The organism is Aequorivita sp. IT1183, from assembly GCF_058068265.1.
The window spans coordinates 111,813-127,461 of the sequence record NZ_JBYRHS010000007.1 but is presented as its reverse complement, the minus strand read 5'-3'; the positions used below and the strand labels follow the sequence as shown (position 1 = coordinate 127,461).

Below are 15,649 nucleotides of genomic sequence, written 5' to 3'. Positions count from 1 at the left end.
ATGGATTAAATTATAGGCATACAAGTGAATTTGAGTAACTTAGCGCAACTAACCAGATAATATGAAGCTTAACGCCTTTTTTAAGCAGTGCCATGAAAAGGAAGTATTTAAAATGTTATCAATTTACGTGGTTTCTGCTTGGATTATTTTGCAGGTGCTTTCAGTAACTTGGCAACCTTTAGGTCTTCCTCAAAAGTCTGTTACATTCCTGATAATAATATTACTTCTTTGTTTTCCACTGTACATCTTTTTTCTTTGGAAATACCGACTTTCTAAGTTGCATAAAACAGAAGAAGAGCAAAGCGAAAAAGATTTAAAGAAGCGGTCTGCATTTCGGAAAATGTATTTTTCTGCTTTGGGAATTATCGCCTCCTTGTCTGTAATTGCTGTCTTTCTGATTGTAAGCAAGAATTTTTCACAACAAAATAATGGCCTTCCAACAATTGTTAGCAGCGATAAAATTGCTGTCTTAAAATTTGGCAATAACACTGGCGACCCTAAATATGATATTGTAAGCAAAATGGCTTCCGATTGGATAATTCACGGCATTACCGAAAACCACGTGGCTCAAGTAATTACACAGGATTTGGTAGATGAATACAAAACAATTTTAAAAGGAAAAAAAATTGAGGAAGATGAAACCACCATTGTCCGTGAATACCTAAAACCCAGTAAAATAATTTCGGGAAATTTCTACCTAAAAAATGAAAAGCTACTTTTTCAAGGGATGCTAATTGACGGGAAAACTAATAAAACCATTATTTCTTTTAAACCTACGGAATGTGATGCCGAAAACCCGCTTAAATGTATTGAAGACCTAAATGAATCTATTACAGGGTATTTTATTACGAAGGATGAGCAAAAATTAATGCTGCAAGAAACCCCACCAAAATATGAAGCTTATAAATATTTATTGGAAGCTAAATACAGTAATGATGACCAGGAATATTTAGAATTATTGAACAAATCTATAGCCTTAGATTCCACCTATTTTGAACCCAAAGTGCTTCGCGTCGCCTATTATTACAACATTCAGGAATTTAAAAAGGCAGATTCGCTTTTAAAACTTATAAAGCCAGATTCATACGCAAATAAACGGCAATTGAATTTGCTAAATATGCACCAAGCGCTTTTAAAAGGCGATAACCGAACGGTTTATAAAACTATTCTAAAAGAATATGACTTTGCGCCATTCGATTTAATTACCAATAAAACTGCTATGGTTGTGGCTTTGCAATATGTAAATAAACCTCAAGATGTAGAAGCAATTTACAAAAACGTAAATATGGACAGCATGAGCCTTCAGAATTGCTCTTATTGTGTTCAACGTATTTATGTAAAAGCATTTGCAGATATTGAATTGAACCGCTACGCCGCAGCAATTGAAAGCATTGAAAATACCCAAACTAAAGACGAAGCCAAATTATTGAACAGACCATTGGCAATTGCCTATGTACGAGCCGATAAAACTGAAGCTTTAAATCAGTTTTTAAGAAAAATTGAAATCACTGCCTCTTCAAAAGAGGCGCAGGAACTAATGTTGCAAGTGGGAAAGGAATATCTTTTGAAAAAGGATGAAACAAAAGCAAATGAATATTTCAACAAAATTATAAATTCTGAAATAAAAAGCGGCGATCAAAAACTTCTGTCTAGCGCGCTATTTTATAATAAAGAGTACGGTCAAGCGACTATTATTTTGAATGAAATTCACCTGAAAGACCCTGAGAATATTGAAATATTAGCAAAATTGGCTATTAGTCACTATAAAGATGGCAATCTTCCGGCTGCCGAAAAAAACATAAACAGTTTAGAAAATTTGCGCGGCGATTACCAGTTTGGTAGTGTAGATTATGCGCTCGCTCAATATTATGCAGCTACAGAAAACCAGACTCAATTATTTAAACAATTGTTGAAAGCTGCTGCAAACGGGCATGTTTACCACTGGAAATACTATAAAAATGACCCCCAATTCATAAAGTATACTAATTCAAAAGAGTTTGAGGAAGTAATGAATTTCTGGAAATAGGTTAACTCTTCAGACCTACGTAAATTATAAAAAAATGGCAAAGCTTAGAAACGCTCATGCACTGTTAATAGGAGTAGGGAAGGACCTTCCAGAATCTGCAACGGATGCTAGAGCCATCTACAAAATATTGGGCAGCAGGGAATTTGGTGGTTATTATAAGAAAAACATCAAATTACTAACCAACAAAAAGGCTACGCGGAAAAGAATTTTGGAAGCCTTAGATCATCTGCTGGAAGTTACAGACGAAAATTCTTCGGTATTGCTATATTATTCTGGGCATGGCGGCACTTACAGCGACAATACTTTTATAAAAGACGAGGCGCTGCGCAAACCTGAAGAACAGAATCAGAAGTATTTTCACCTTTGCCCAAACGATTACGATCCTAATAATTATAAAACTACATGGATTAAAGCGGAGGAAATAAAGGAAAAAATTCAGCAGTTAGAATCACGACGATTAATATTCTTTTTAGATTGTTGCCACGCAGCGGGTATGACTGCAGGCGTTTTGGCTCCAGGCACACAGCATCCAAAGTTAACAAATGCAGATGGTCTAGCGCAAAATTTAGACGATGGCAGGGGAATGACCATTGTTTCTGCCTGCCGTGCAGACCAGCTTTCATATATTATGGAAGGCGATGAAAATAGCCTTTTCACAAAATGTATGATTGAAGTTTTAAGGGGAGATAACAAACAAGAAAACGACGATCCTTTTGTACGTATTTTTGAAGTGGTTCAGTATTTATTTAAAAAAGTACCACAGGTACATCCTGAACAAAACCCGTATGCGAACTTGCAAATATTTGAAGATTTCGTAGTTAGTTTCGCTTCAAAATTGATGGATGACAATACAGCTGATGATGAAATTGAAACTTTAGTACGCAAGTCTAAAAGTACTAATAAAGAACCTGTTACAAAATTTCGAGAAACTGAAAATTCTAATAGTGCTATACTATTTATACACGGTTTTTCTGGAGATGCTGAAAATACTTTTTCAGAAGCTCCAAAATTGTTAATGGCAAATACGGAGCTGGATGGTTGGGATATGTTTCCATTGGGATACAGCGGGAATGTGGTGCCCGAAATGGGTAAAAATATTTGGGCCTGTGCGAGCGATATAAAACGAAATTCAGATTTTCTGCTTACTTCAATTAAAAATAAATATTCAAAATACAAGCGCATAGCCATAATTGCGCACGATTTGGGTGGGATTGTAGCCCAACAAGCTTTGTTGGATTTGGAAAAAGAAGACTTAGATAGAATTAGTCACCTGCTATTTTTTGGCACCCCAAGTAACGGATTGCCAGAAATAGAACTAAAAAACTTCTTTACTTACGGCAATGATGAAAAGGAACTGAAAGAGGGAAGTCCGTATATGAAAAAACTCAGAAGCCGCTGGGACGAAGCTTTTAAAGACGGTTACCCTTTTACCTTTAAAACTATTGCTGGTAGCAAAGATGAATACGTGCCTCTAAGTTCAAGTTTGGAGCCATTTGCAAAACAATATCAAGAATTAATTGAAGGAAATCATTTTTCTATAGTACATATAGAAAATGAGGAAGATGACGGCTATCAGGCTATTCTAAACACGTTGACTAATAAAAGTTTTCTGAATAAATTTTCGAACAAAGAAGAAATCAATATTGCCTTGGGGGAATATAACGCGGTTATAAACTCTTTACGGCCAAAATTGAATGACCTTGACGGCAAAGGCTTGGAGAGACTTATTTACGCTTTAGAAGGCGCTGGGAGGGAAGTGGAGGCAATGCAAATCTTGGCGGAACATCCAATGGCGCAAAACAACTCGAATTTGTTGGGAATAATGGGCGGACGTTATAAAAGGCAGTATTTAAAATCATTTTCAGCAGAAGATTTACAAATGGCCCTTAAGCATTACAGCGACGCCTTAAAAATGGCTGAAGGAAAAAAGGACTTTTCACAAATATATTATCACGCAATAAATCTTGCTTTTTTAAGCTTAATGCAGGACGAAAAGGCGACTATGACTGAGTTTGCAGATCAAGCTTACGAAGCTACAACCAAAGATCCGTTCCCCAGTCTTTGGAAAATTGCCACCATAGCCGAAGCATATTTATACAAAGGCAACTTTGAAGAATCTAAAGCAAATTATGCAAAAGCCGCAGCAATGGCTGGATTGCGCGAAAAACTTTCAATTTATACAAATGCTTATAATGCATACACCAGTTTAATGCAAACCGATAATCCGCAAGATGCGTTTATCAAATTTCTAAGACTTAATTTTTTGTCGTAAATTCAATGAAAAATTATACATGAAACTGAAATTTACTCAAGACGAAAACCCCAGATTGGAATTTAAAAAAGCAATGAAAAAACCAATTCCAATAGAATGTGCGCAAATAGACGAAGCATTTGAAGTGGAAACTATGGAAGGACTAATGAAAGGTAAAGCTGGCGATTGGTTGATGATAGGTGTAAATGGTGAAAAGTATGTATGTGACAAAGCGATATTCGAGAAGACCTACACGCTTTGTAAGTAAAATTGATTTGCGTTTAAATACGTAATCAATTGACGTTAAGATAATTAAATACTTAAGGTTATGGCTTCAAAAAAGATATTTATTAGCTATTCTAAAAAGGATACGGCGTATGTTTCATCGCTCGTTCAGGCACTTCGGCAACAGGGCTTTGATGTTTGGTTCGATAAAAATATCATGACGGGCAATGATTGGGATGATACCATTGAAGAAGAAATTAAAAAAGCAGATACACTTATACTCATTCTTTCAAAAACCTCAGTTGCATCAGACAATGTAAAAGATGAAATGTCGTACGCGCTAAGTTTGGGCAAAAGTGTAAATCCCATTAAAATAGAAAACTGCGACGTACCTATGCGCTTGGCTCGAAAACAATATATCGATTTTGAAGTACTTGGCCCAGAAGTAGGATTTCAAAGGTTGGTAAGGGATATAAACATGCAATTATCAAACGGTGAAAATGCTCAGGAAGCGAAAGTAAACTTTGTTCCGCCAAGGCAATATACCACACCAAATAGACAAATTCCTAAACCAAAGTCTAACAATAACTTACTTTATATAATAGGGGGAATAGGTGTAGGCATTACCCTTGTGATTGCATTTATATTTATTTTGGTTGCTATATTTAATCCAAGTACCGACAACACTTATACCGAAACCGTTGATCCCTATAAATTTAGTGATGAAACAGTGCAAAATTCCGTAGAAGATGAAGACTGGAACAACACCTACAGTAAAAATAATCTAGACAGTTATATCGCTTTTTTATACCATTACGGGAAATCCACAAAATATTATGCAAATGCCTATACAGAGTTAAATACCATTTTAAATAAATCTGCAACCGTTTGGTATGGAATAAAAGGCGGCGAATATAATTTTAAAAGATATTTATATTATTATGGCGATCAAACAATGCCACCTCAGATTGACGATATTATAACACCTATATTTAAAAGTGAACTTTACGAAGGCGATAATTTTGAACGTTATGGCAATTATATACAGCCAGGTAAAAAGCTTTTAGTTTACGATGTGTGGGTAGATGAGAATAATAATATCTGGGTGCGAGTGCGTTATCAATAAAAAAGCATATCCGAAGAGCAAGGTGCGCAAATAGACATAGCATTTATAGTAGAAAGTACGGAAGGCCTTATAGAGGAAAACCCGGCGGCTGTTTAATGTTAAACATTAACGGTGAAAATATGTGGATGATGCTGCTATTTTTAAAAAGAGCTATATATTGAAATAGAAGCATTTCAAAAAAATAATACTGTAAGCAATGGGAGGAAAGAAAGTATTTATCAGTTATTCAAGGCAGGATATAGATTATATACAATCTTTAGTAGAAGCGTTGAGATTACAAGGTTTTGAGGTGTGGTTTGACAAAAATATAATTTCCGGCACAGATTGGGACGATACCATAGAAGCAGAAATAAAGCAGGCAGATGCTATTGTTTTGGTGCTTTCAAAAACCTCGGTAGCTTCAGATGTTGTAAAAGACGAAATCTCGTACGCTATGAGTTTTGGCAAAAGCATAAACCCAATTAAAATAGAAGATTGTGAAGTACCAATGCGATTGGCGCGAAAACAATTTATCGATTTTGCAGCACTAGGTCACGAAGCTGGCTTTGAAAGATTGGTCAACGATTTGCAACACATCTTAAATTTATCCGAAGAAAACAAATCTATTTCTAAGAAAGATTTTAATCCACCTGTAGCAAATACAATTGCAAATTCATCTTCCCCAAAAAAGTCAAAGAAAATAGGGAAGTATATACTTATCGGTATTGTTTCAGTAATACTATTTATTGCAATCAAAACGCTTATAGCTTTCTTTGCGTGGTAAAATGAGTAGTGGGATCAGTGCTGATCTAAATATTCTATTTTACATAATATAAATTATAGTACAAATGTTCATTATGTTGTTTAAGCCTTTGTTTCCATTTGATAGCTATAATGTAGTATTATGTAAAATATCCCAGAAGCATTCGTTTTCCTTATAATAATTGGTACTTGGGTCATTAAACTAATAAGCGGTTTGCTTCGCAGCGTTTATTTAAAACATTATGTATCTATAATTAGCCGTTATGTAAAATAGCCGCTACCAAGCGCTCGATTGCTTTATAAAATTAAATTGCTCAGGCAATTTATTTTACACACAATTATCCAACGCTTGCCAACGCCAAAATAAAAGCTAACCTTTTTGCTCTTATTAAAAATCGCGTATTCGATAAAATGTACGTAATAAAAAAATTTAGACGATTCTCGTAGATTGCCACAAGAGCATAAATTTTAAGAAAAATAAAATTCTATGCACTTGTTATGTTTAGAACTTCAATTAACCTTTTTTTATTGTTTCATTATCTTTTGTCTTGAAACAAAAGAAACAAAAATTCAAGGCTGCATATAATTTTGGAAACAATTAACGGTTCAATCGCTATATTTTAGGAAACATTCTAACTAGTTAACAATGCTTTGAAATCCCTTGTATATCAGAAACTCTTATGAAACTGTATTACTAAACCCCTAAAATATAAACGCTCATTTCTCCTATTGTTTTAACCAAAATTTTATGAGGCCAAGTTTAACATTGAGATTCTATTTTACATAATATTTTTTTCATAAAATTAATACCTTTATTAGGCTTAAATTAATAATTTTGAAATATATTTGACAAAAATTGACAAGTCAACAATTAGCAAAATGGGTTTAGACAAATTAGAATTAGGTAAATACCTGCGTGAGTTAAGAACTTTAAAGAGTGAAACTTTACATCAGGTTTCAAAAGGAACTGATATAGACTCTCCCCTTTTAAGTAAGATTGAAAGAAGTGAAAGACTCCCAACTTCAGAGCAAATAAAACGACTTGCCGAATATTACAAAATATCTGAAGAAAAATTAAAAATTCAACACGTTGCTGAAAAAATATTGAAGGATTATGGTGCAAACGATATTACATTCAATGCAGTTAAACTCGTAAATGAAAAATTAATAAATTATAATAAAAAGAATAAAAAATAATTATTTTGAAACAAGATATAAAAAAAATAATTTCAAAATTTAATTTCGAATTAAATTCAACTTGTACAGAAATCTGTGTTTCAGATTTAAGTGTATTTTTTTCTGTCCTGATTTCAAGTTTTATTCTTAAAAATAGAAAATCAAATATCCAATTAAATCAAATTAATTCTGATAACATATTGTTGAGTTTTAGAGATGAGTTACAAATTATTGACCATAGATTTCCAGAACTTATTAAATCATTTAAAGAAACTAAAAAAGTCATTAATTCTAAATTACTTACTCAAACTATTAGTGAATTACAATTAAGTTTTGAAAATGTAAATGAGGATGTAATAGATATTATCTCTTGGTCTTTCCAGTATTTAAAAAAGGAATTAACCAATAAAGCGTTTAAGAAAACTGGTAAAAATAATAATAAGATTGAAGATGCTGATTTGCTTTTTACGACTCAATTTTTTACGGACAGTTATATGGTTAAGTATCTAGTTGATGAAACGCTATCAAAGATTAAACCTCAAGAACTTGAAGATATAGTTATAATTGACCCAGCTTCTGGAGGAGGCAATTTTCTAAATTATTCTTTTGAAAAATTATTCTATTTGTTTAAATCTTATAAAGAAGATTGGACAGATAATAAAATTGTTGACTGGTTATTAAATAACACAATAGTTGGTTATGATTTAGATTCGAATCTTTCCAAAATTACCTCATTGTCTTTATTTATTAATGCTTGTCAATATTCAATACCAGATAAGTCAGTATCAATTAATATTTTTGGAGGAAAAGAAAATGATAATTTAGGTTTTTTAAATCCTAAAATTACTTCAAATTCAATTAATAGAGTATCAATAAACTCTAAACTAAAAAGAATTAATAAAGAAAACCTTAAGAAAATATTTCTGACGAATCCACCATTTATGGGTAAAAGAGATATGGATGTATCACTTAAAAATTATTTGTTAAATAATTACCCAGAAAGCAAAGGAGACTTATGTGTTTCTTTTATTCAAAGAATTATGCAACTAATGAATCAAAATGATATTCTAGCTGTTGTAACTCAAAATAATTGGATGTATTTGTCTTCTTTAAAAAGATTTAGAGAATTATTTTTAAAGGAAAATAGTTTAAGAGTTTGTATAGATTTAGGTACAAATGCATTTGAAGATATAAATGGAGAGAAAACTAATATAGCCCTGTGTGTTATAGAGAAATCAAATACAAGCCCTACCCTATTTATAAATCTGAAGAATAATAAAGGAAAAGAAAAGAAGATATTAGTTTCAAGTAATGATATCCCTTCGGAATTTAAATATACTGTTAATCAGAATGCATTTTTAGATAATTTAAATTTGGAGTTTAACTACCAACTAACTAATAGATTTGAAACTATTAAAAAATTCAATTTATATTCTGCTTATGGGAATCCAATGCAAGGTACATCTACAGGGAATAATAAAGAATTTATAAAGTATGCTTGGGAAGTAAATGGAAATTCTGATTGGAAACTTGTTAGTAAAGGTGGAGGTTTTAGTAAATGGGTTGGGTTAAATTATTACAAAGTTCTTTGGGGTGAAAACGCAGAATTTATAAAAGCCAATAAAGGAAGCGCCCTTCGCAACATCAATAAAATACCTTCGACAGAACTAGTATATAGTGATACTGGAACTCTAGGATTAAATGTAAGGATTTTAAAAAGCAATCAAGTATTTATAGCTTCTGGCCCAGGAATTCAAGTCATAAAAGGGAATAAATTTGCTCATTTAGCATTTTTAAACTCTAGAGTTGCAACTTTTCTTTTAAAATTAATTAATCCAAAATTCACAATTAGTGCAGGTTACATTTCTAATATTCCTGTTCCGAAAAACATATTAGATTCTAAATATATATCTAATAAAAGTGAGTTATGCCTCAATTTAAAGAATGATTATTTAAAAAATAAACTGCCTAATTTTGAATTTAGTCACATCGATTATTCTACGATTAAAAAATTAGACAATTTTATTAATGAATGCATATTGAAAGATTTAGAGAATGATTTTCAACGCTTATTGTTAGAATTTAAGATTGAAGATAGGATTCGAGGAGAATACAAATTTGGGAAAGAAGAATTGGCAGAAATGAAAAGGATGGTTGGAGAATCACCTTTTTACAATAAAAAAACAAAAAAGGAATTGTCGATTATAGAATTAGATTCATTTTTAAGTAATTGTGTAGATATCAACTGCCTTTCAAGAAGTAAGACAATTAATGGATTTTCTATTGGAAGTGAAAGTGTATTGGAAGAACTTTCATATATATATGATTTATGTCCTAAAATTATATATATGCACCTTATTAATAATATTAAATTATTGAAATCTACACAAGATAAATATTATAAAGATTTACTACATAAATTGGTTCTTTTTGAGTTAGGCATTAATCATATTTCAGATTATTCAAGGAGAATAATCAATTTAAATGATTTAATACAGTCATTGAAACATAAATATAATTTTCTGAAAAATTTAAAGGACTTGAATAAAACAATTGAACTTATCGTTAGTAAACATCATAAAAGTAGTTTTTTGAATAAGCCTTTGGTATCAATAAATAATCAATCTGTAATTGTTGGTCAAGAGTAATATGATTAAAGCATTAAAAATATTTTCAGCCATATTAAAGGAATATCTTTCCATAAGGTTTAACGGTTTTACGAATATTAATCCCGTTGAACTTAATAAAGAGAGATTTAGAATAAGAGCAGCATTTATAGCTACAATTATATATTTAAAAAACAATAATAACAGAAAAAATGATTTTAATCTTCTTGAAGCAAACGAATGGCTAAAGCTTAGCTTTAGTAAAGAAAATTTCTTCTCTTCGATATTGAATGATATCCCAGAAGATTTATCATCAATCATTGAAAGTAGTTTTGTTAATTTCAGCAGTATTGATGATGTTGATATTATTACTCTATATGAAGATTTGTTAAGTGTTGAATCTTTTACTGGTGATATTGAAACAACAATTTCAAACGCAAAAAATTATAGAAATAAGTTAGGTAGCTACTATACTCCTAAAAGTTTAGCTAGAAAAATAACGCAAAGAACAATTGATACTTTTTTTAAACTTAATTATAATATTGAGAATCTTTCTAACTCGAAAAACATAGACTTAAGCAAAGAATTTTTAGATGATTTAAAAGAAATAACATTTGCTGACTTTTCTTGTGGAGGAGGAATTTTTCTTTTAGAAGTGGTTTGTTATTTTGAAAACCTCGTCGAAAAATCCAATCTAAATTCAACAGAAAAAGAAGAATTATTAGTTAACATTACCAAAAACATTTATGCTTATGATGTTGATTGTATAGCACTTGAAGTTGCTAAAATACTTTTAGCATTGAAGATTAATAAAACTTCTAGTTACAGTTTAATTAACTGCAATTTCAATCATTGCAATTTTCTATTGCATTCAGATTTTGAAGAATCTTCATTAGAAAAACAGAAAATATTTTCTAGTGGATTTATTTATCATAGTAAATTATCAGTTGAGAATAAAAATTTAAGAAAAATTGATGTTATACTCGGAAATCCTCCTTGGGAAAAAATCAGATTTGAAGAAAAGAAATTTTATGCACTTTATGATAATATAATTTCAAACATCCATTTTAAATCTTCAAGGATAAAAGAGATTAAAAAGTTAAAAGACAAAAATGTAGAATTAGCTGAATTTTCTAATTCCTTCAAAGAAGAGATTGATTTGGCAAAGGTCAAATTGAAAAAGGATAACTTTTTCAATTTATCACATAAGGGCGAACTAAATACTTATGCTCTGTTTACTGATGCAGCATATAAATTAAAAACTAATAGAGGTGTTGTTGGTTTAGTTTTGAAAAGTAGTATTGTTACAAGTCAAGTTAATAAACTATTATTTAATACTCTATCAAAAAGCAATTCTTTAATTGCAATTTATGATTTTATTAATCGAAAAAAAATATTCAATATTGATAGCAGAGAGCGCTTTTGTTTTCTGTTATTAGGTAATTCAAAAACGAATTCATTCTCTGTTTCAATGAATCTATTGGATAGTGATCATTTGAATAATACGAAATCTAGTGTAACATTATCGAGTAGCGATTTATTTTTAATTAATCCTCTTACAGGAATGTTACCAAATTTTTCAAATAAAGATGAAATTAATTTTTTAATTAAAATCTCAAAAAATAATCCTTATTTCGAAGATGTATATGGTGATGTGAAATTCGGTCGAATAGTTCACTTCACAAGCCATTCGGCTTTTATTACTAAAAGGAAAACATCTGAAAATTTAGGAATATTTGAAGGGAAATTTTTCAATCAGTTTGACAATAAGTATTCTGGTTTTAATGAGGTTGCTGATAAATTACGATATGGTAATAAGTCATCATCCAGAATAATTAATGATTCTGAAAAAAAAGAAATATCATTTTATCCCGAGTCAAGATATTTTATAAGTAAAAAAAAATGGATAGAACTTTCTAAGAATCATACTGAAGATTATATGTTATCGTGGAGGAGTTTAACTTCTGCAACTAATACCAGAACTTGTATTGCAAGTGTTTTACCATTTATTCCTGCTTCTCAATCAGTTCAATTTTTGACAACGAATAAAAAAGATTTATTTTATTTAAATGGACTTTTTAATTCTATAGTTTTCGATTTTATAATGAAGAAAAAAATTAATGGAATCGATTTAACCCAAAAACTAATAAAACAAGTTCCTATTCCTAATAATGAATTACTGGATAAAAAATTAGAGCTATATGATACAGTTTGTTCTATTAAAAATCACATATCATTTTTAGTTTCATTGTTATACAAAAATGACATCAAACTATTGAGTCTAGTAAAAGAGTATGAAAATAACAATTCGATTCTTAATAACTTAACTCGATTTGAAATAATTAGATATATTGATTTGCTATTTATTTACATCTATCAATTAAATAATAGTGAAATTGAACTAATTCTTCATTCATTCAAAAAACAATATTCAAATAAGGATTTAGAATGGTTTGTGAAAAACAAATCAATTCTACTTAATAATTCCAAAAAGATAAGGACTACTGCCATTTTTAGCCCATAAGGATGAATTATCTTTTAATTTATCTAACTCACTTTCATCCAATACTTTTAATTTATAAGAATTAATATTAACTTGAGTGAATAAGAGTATTTTGTTTTGAAATGCACCAGGTAATCCCAATGTAGGTCTAGTTATATCATTAAATTTTTTGTGTTTATCAGTTTCTCCATAGAAATTTAATCTCCAAGATCCATTTTTTGGTGTATAATGAACTTGATTACCTTTATAAATATCACCTGCATATTCTACTTCAATTTGAACTGCATTTACATCCACATCTGGATTAATTCCAAAAAAAGCGACACTTCCATTAACAAGAGATTTATCAGTCAGTTTTCCTTTTTTTGAAAGCCCCAAAATATTACGAGCTGGACTGGTCATTAAACCTGTTTGAATCCACATTCCTCCTTTTGGTAATTTAATAAGCTGATTTGTAACTTTAACTTTTGTCTTGGCCTTATTAGAAGTTTTAACAATAGCTTCAACAACTTTTTTATGTCCTTTAGGTGGTTTTTTTAATTTGAGTTTTTTGAATTTATCTAATAACTCTTCATAAGCACTTAAATCTCTCTTCGAAAATTCCTTATTAATCTTATTATGTTTAGATCTAGCAGCTTTTTCTGTTAGTACAATTTTACTATTAACTAAAACATCTAATAGATCAGCAGTAAGCAATTGACAACTAGGGTTGCTATTGTCTAATATTGTGTTATAATATTCATACACCTCGTTTAAAAACTGAGCACCTTCTTCGTCCTCTTCATTATTAAAGCTAACAGATACAGATGCTTCTATACTTTGAAAAAGACCTCTTGCAGTAAAATTAGATGATCCAATTATCGCTTTTGAATATTCAGCACCTTCAAAAGCATATATTTTAGGATGATAAATTATGTTATTCGGGGAAAACACAATGTAAGTTTCAATTCCTAGTTCAATCAATTTCTCCAAGGCTTCTTTTGAAGTACTATTTAAATCAACACCCACATAAAGTTTAACGGTATTTCCTTTATCAATAAATGCTGTAAGCTCTTCCAGAATGTTGTTAATTCCACTTTTACTCACAAAAGCAACGAAAGCACAAAAAGAAGTGTATCTATCATCTTCTAAAGCTGTTATAATATGATTTCCTGTTGCAACATCATTTTCTGAATCTAATCCTTGGCCAATAAACTTTAATTCCACTTTTATTTTGTGTTTAAATATTAAGGAATAAATGTAGTAAAATATAAATGAGTATTTTCTTTTAACCTATTAATTTTTATGTGTCATTTCCATTCCACACACATTCCACTTCTCTCCTATCGTCGCTTCGTAAAAAGAGTGTTCCATTAACATTGCAGAAGAAACTTTTGAGAATAAATTTTTTAAAGAAACTGTAGTAACAACTTTCGCTTTTAATCAAAGCTCAAGTTACATAACGCAGAACATTATAGGACAAATCATAACAATTGTACTAATAGGCTAATAACAGGGTTTTGAGGCTTATTCGTTATATTAAAGCCATCGTTACATTCTTGGTGTAATAACTCAAAATAAAACCCCAAAGGTTTTGGAAACCTTTGGGGTTTGCATTGCAATGTCATTTTATATTCTAGTTCAATATTAGTATTTAGCATTCTGCACATAACAATTACCAGTTGTAAAAGTTCAAGTTTTATCTTTAATGGCGTTTATTGTATATGAATTAAATCGGCTCTTAAAATCTTCTATCCGGATGAAACAAACTTAGGTCTAACGAGGTTTTTTTATTAGATATTATCTGGGAAACTAACTTACCTGTTGCTGGGCCTAAACTCCAACCCATCATAGCATGTGCTGTTGCTATTGTTAGATTATTGCACTTTGAAGATTTGCCAATATAAGGTAATCCGTCCGGTGAACATGGACGTAATCCATAATCTGCTGAAGCTTTTTCTTCTTCAGAAATATTTAAATTATTATAATAGTTTTTTGCTGCATTAGCAATAGTTTGTACTCTAATTGGATTGATTTTATTGTTAATTCCAGCTAGCTCCATAGTGCCTGCAAAACGAGTATAACCTTGCATTGGTGTAACCGCTACTTTGGCTTCACATAATATTGCCGGAATAGAAATCCCTGTTTCTCTTGTTACATTAATTCTGTATCCTTTGCCTGCTTGTATTGGAATTTGTAAACCTAACTTTTTTGTAAGCAAAGAGCTCCAACTACCTGCTGCCAAAACGATTTCATCTGCCACCAATTCTTGTTTATCGGTAATGATTTTAGAAATTTTATTGTTTGAAACGTCAATATCTTTTACTTCTTCATTAGCATAAAAAACAACTCCTTTTGCTTTTAAATGTGTAACCATTTCTTTCATAAAATCGGTTGGCGTCATATGTGCATCGGAATCATAATAGATAGCTCCTTTAATATTCAGATTAGCTTTAGGTTCAAGTGTATCTACTTCGGTTTTTGATAAGTTTTTCACCCCTAATCCTAAGTCAATTCCTCGTTGGCCAACTTTCCATTCCTCCTCTCCTACTTTATCAGATTGATAACACATTAACAATCCTTTTCGTTCGTAGTGAAAGTTAAACGCTTTAGACGCTTTTATGTCTTCGTATAAATCACGGCTTAAAATATTAATTTCTTTAATTACTGGAATTGCTTTCTCTACTTTTGAAATTGTAGCCGACTTCTTAAAAGCCCACATCCATTTTAAAAAATCTGCATTTAGACGGGGTTTCACATAAAAAGGGCTAGTTGCATCAAACATCCACTTAAGACCTTTGTTAATCATTCCTGGCGCAGCCAACGGAATAAAATGGCTGGGTGTTATATAGCCAGCGTTCACATACGATGCACCACTGGAGAAATTAGATTTATCTATGATTGTTACTTGATGACCTTCTTGTAAAAGGTAATAAGCAGTGCTTAAACCTATTATTCCACCTCCAATAATAATTACGCTTTTGCTCATTCTTTGTTTCCTGATCTTTTTTCAGGT

General features: G+C 30.9%; 10 protein-coding genes. 8 read left to right on the top strand and 2 right to left on the bottom strand.

Features of this window, described 5'->3' with window-relative positions; all coding sequences use genetic code 11:
- Positions 1–61 precede the first annotated feature (61 nt).
- The 8 genes from AC3RVF_RS15095 to AC3RVF_RS15060 all read left to right on the top strand — a co-directional run bounded on the left by AC3RVF_RS15095 (position 62) and on the right by AC3RVF_RS15060 (position 12,675).
- The gene (locus AC3RVF_RS15095) at positions 62–2,026 is read left to right on the top strand and encodes a tetratricopeptide repeat protein (RefSeq protein WP_489690005.1); all 1,965 of its coding nucleotides are present in this window, start codon (positions 62–64) and stop codon (positions 2,024–2,026) included.
- Positions 2,027–2,060: 34 nt separating this feature from the next.
- A complete protein-coding gene (locus AC3RVF_RS15090; protein WP_489693712.1) occupies positions 2,061–4,298 on the top strand; it encodes a caspase family protein in 2,238 nt (745 codons plus the stop codon).
- Positions 4,299–4,317: 19 nt separating this feature from the next.
- On the top strand, positions 4,318–4,545 hold the full coding sequence (locus AC3RVF_RS15085) for a PGDYG domain-containing protein (RefSeq protein WP_489690007.1): 228 nt from the start codon (positions 4,318–4,320) through the stop codon (positions 4,543–4,545).
- A 60-nt stretch (positions 4,546–4,605) separates the two neighbouring features.
- Entirely contained in the window at positions 4,606–5,628 is a 1,023-nt protein-coding gene (locus AC3RVF_RS15080; RefSeq protein ID WP_489693711.1) for a toll/interleukin-1 receptor domain-containing protein, read from the top strand.
- A 196-nt stretch (positions 5,629–5,824) separates the two neighbouring features.
- Positions 5,825–6,391, top strand: coding sequence for a toll/interleukin-1 receptor domain-containing protein (locus AC3RVF_RS15075; protein WP_489690009.1), 567 nt, complete (start codon positions 5,825–5,827; stop codon positions 6,389–6,391).
- A gap of 857 nt (positions 6,392–7,248) precedes the next feature.
- Positions 7,249–7,566, top strand: coding sequence for a helix-turn-helix domain-containing protein (locus AC3RVF_RS15070; protein ID WP_489693710.1), 318 nt, complete (start codon positions 7,249–7,251; stop codon positions 7,564–7,566).
- A gap of 5 nt (positions 7,567–7,571) precedes the next feature.
- The gene (locus AC3RVF_RS15065; protein WP_489693709.1) at positions 7,572–10,193 is read left to right on the top strand and encodes an Eco57I restriction-modification methylase domain-containing protein; all 2,622 of its coding nucleotides are present in this window, start codon (positions 7,572–7,574) and stop codon (positions 10,191–10,193) included.
- Between the two features lies 1 nt (position 10,194).
- The gene (locus AC3RVF_RS15060) at positions 10,195–12,675 is read left to right on the top strand and encodes an Eco57I restriction-modification methylase domain-containing protein (RefSeq protein WP_489693708.1); all 2,481 of its coding nucleotides are present in this window, start codon (positions 10,195–10,197) and stop codon (positions 12,673–12,675) included.
- Here the strand turns inward: AC3RVF_RS15060 and AC3RVF_RS15055 are convergent.
- Positions 12,625–13,860: a phospholipase D-like domain-containing protein gene (locus AC3RVF_RS15055; RefSeq protein WP_489693707.1), complete on the bottom strand. Its 1,236-nt coding sequence runs from the start codon at positions 13,858–13,860 to the stop codon at positions 12,625–12,627. The two genes, AC3RVF_RS15060 and AC3RVF_RS15055, sit on opposite strands and share 51 nt — an antisense overlap.
- 514 nt (positions 13,861–14,374) lie before the next feature.
- A complete protein-coding gene (locus AC3RVF_RS15050) occupies positions 14,375–15,622 on the bottom strand; it encodes an NAD(P)/FAD-dependent oxidoreductase (RefSeq protein WP_489693706.1) in 1,248 nt (415 codons plus the stop codon).
- Positions 15,623–15,649 lie beyond the last annotated feature (27 nt).

Excerpts from the sequence above, each read along its gene's own strand:
- AC3RVF_RS15095 (WP_489690005.1), top strand. The coding sequence starts at position 62 with ATGAAGCTTAACGCCTTTTTTAAGCAGTGCCATGAAAAGGAAGTATTT.
- AC3RVF_RS15090 (WP_489693712.1), top strand. The coding sequence starts at position 2,061 with ATGGCAAAGCTTAGAAACGCTCATGCACTGTTAATAGGAGTAGGGAAG.
- AC3RVF_RS15085 (WP_489690007.1), top strand. The coding sequence starts at position 4,318 with ATGAAACTGAAATTTACTCAAGACGAAAACCCCAGATTGGAATTTAAA.
- AC3RVF_RS15080 (WP_489693711.1), top strand. The coding sequence starts at position 4,606 with ATGGCTTCAAAAAAGATATTTATTAGCTATTCTAAAAAGGATACGGCG.
- AC3RVF_RS15075 (WP_489690009.1), top strand. The coding sequence starts at position 5,825 with ATGGGAGGAAAGAAAGTATTTATCAGTTATTCAAGGCAGGATATAGAT.
- AC3RVF_RS15070 (WP_489693710.1), top strand. The coding sequence starts at position 7,249 with ATGGGTTTAGACAAATTAGAATTAGGTAAATACCTGCGTGAGTTAAGA.
- AC3RVF_RS15060 (WP_489693708.1), top strand. The coding sequence starts at position 10,195 with ATGATTAAAGCATTAAAAATATTTTCAGCCATATTAAAGGAATATCTT.
- AC3RVF_RS15050 (WP_489693706.1), bottom strand. The coding sequence starts at position 15,622 with ATGAGCAAAAGCGTAATTATTATTGGAGGTGGAATAATAGGTTTAAGC.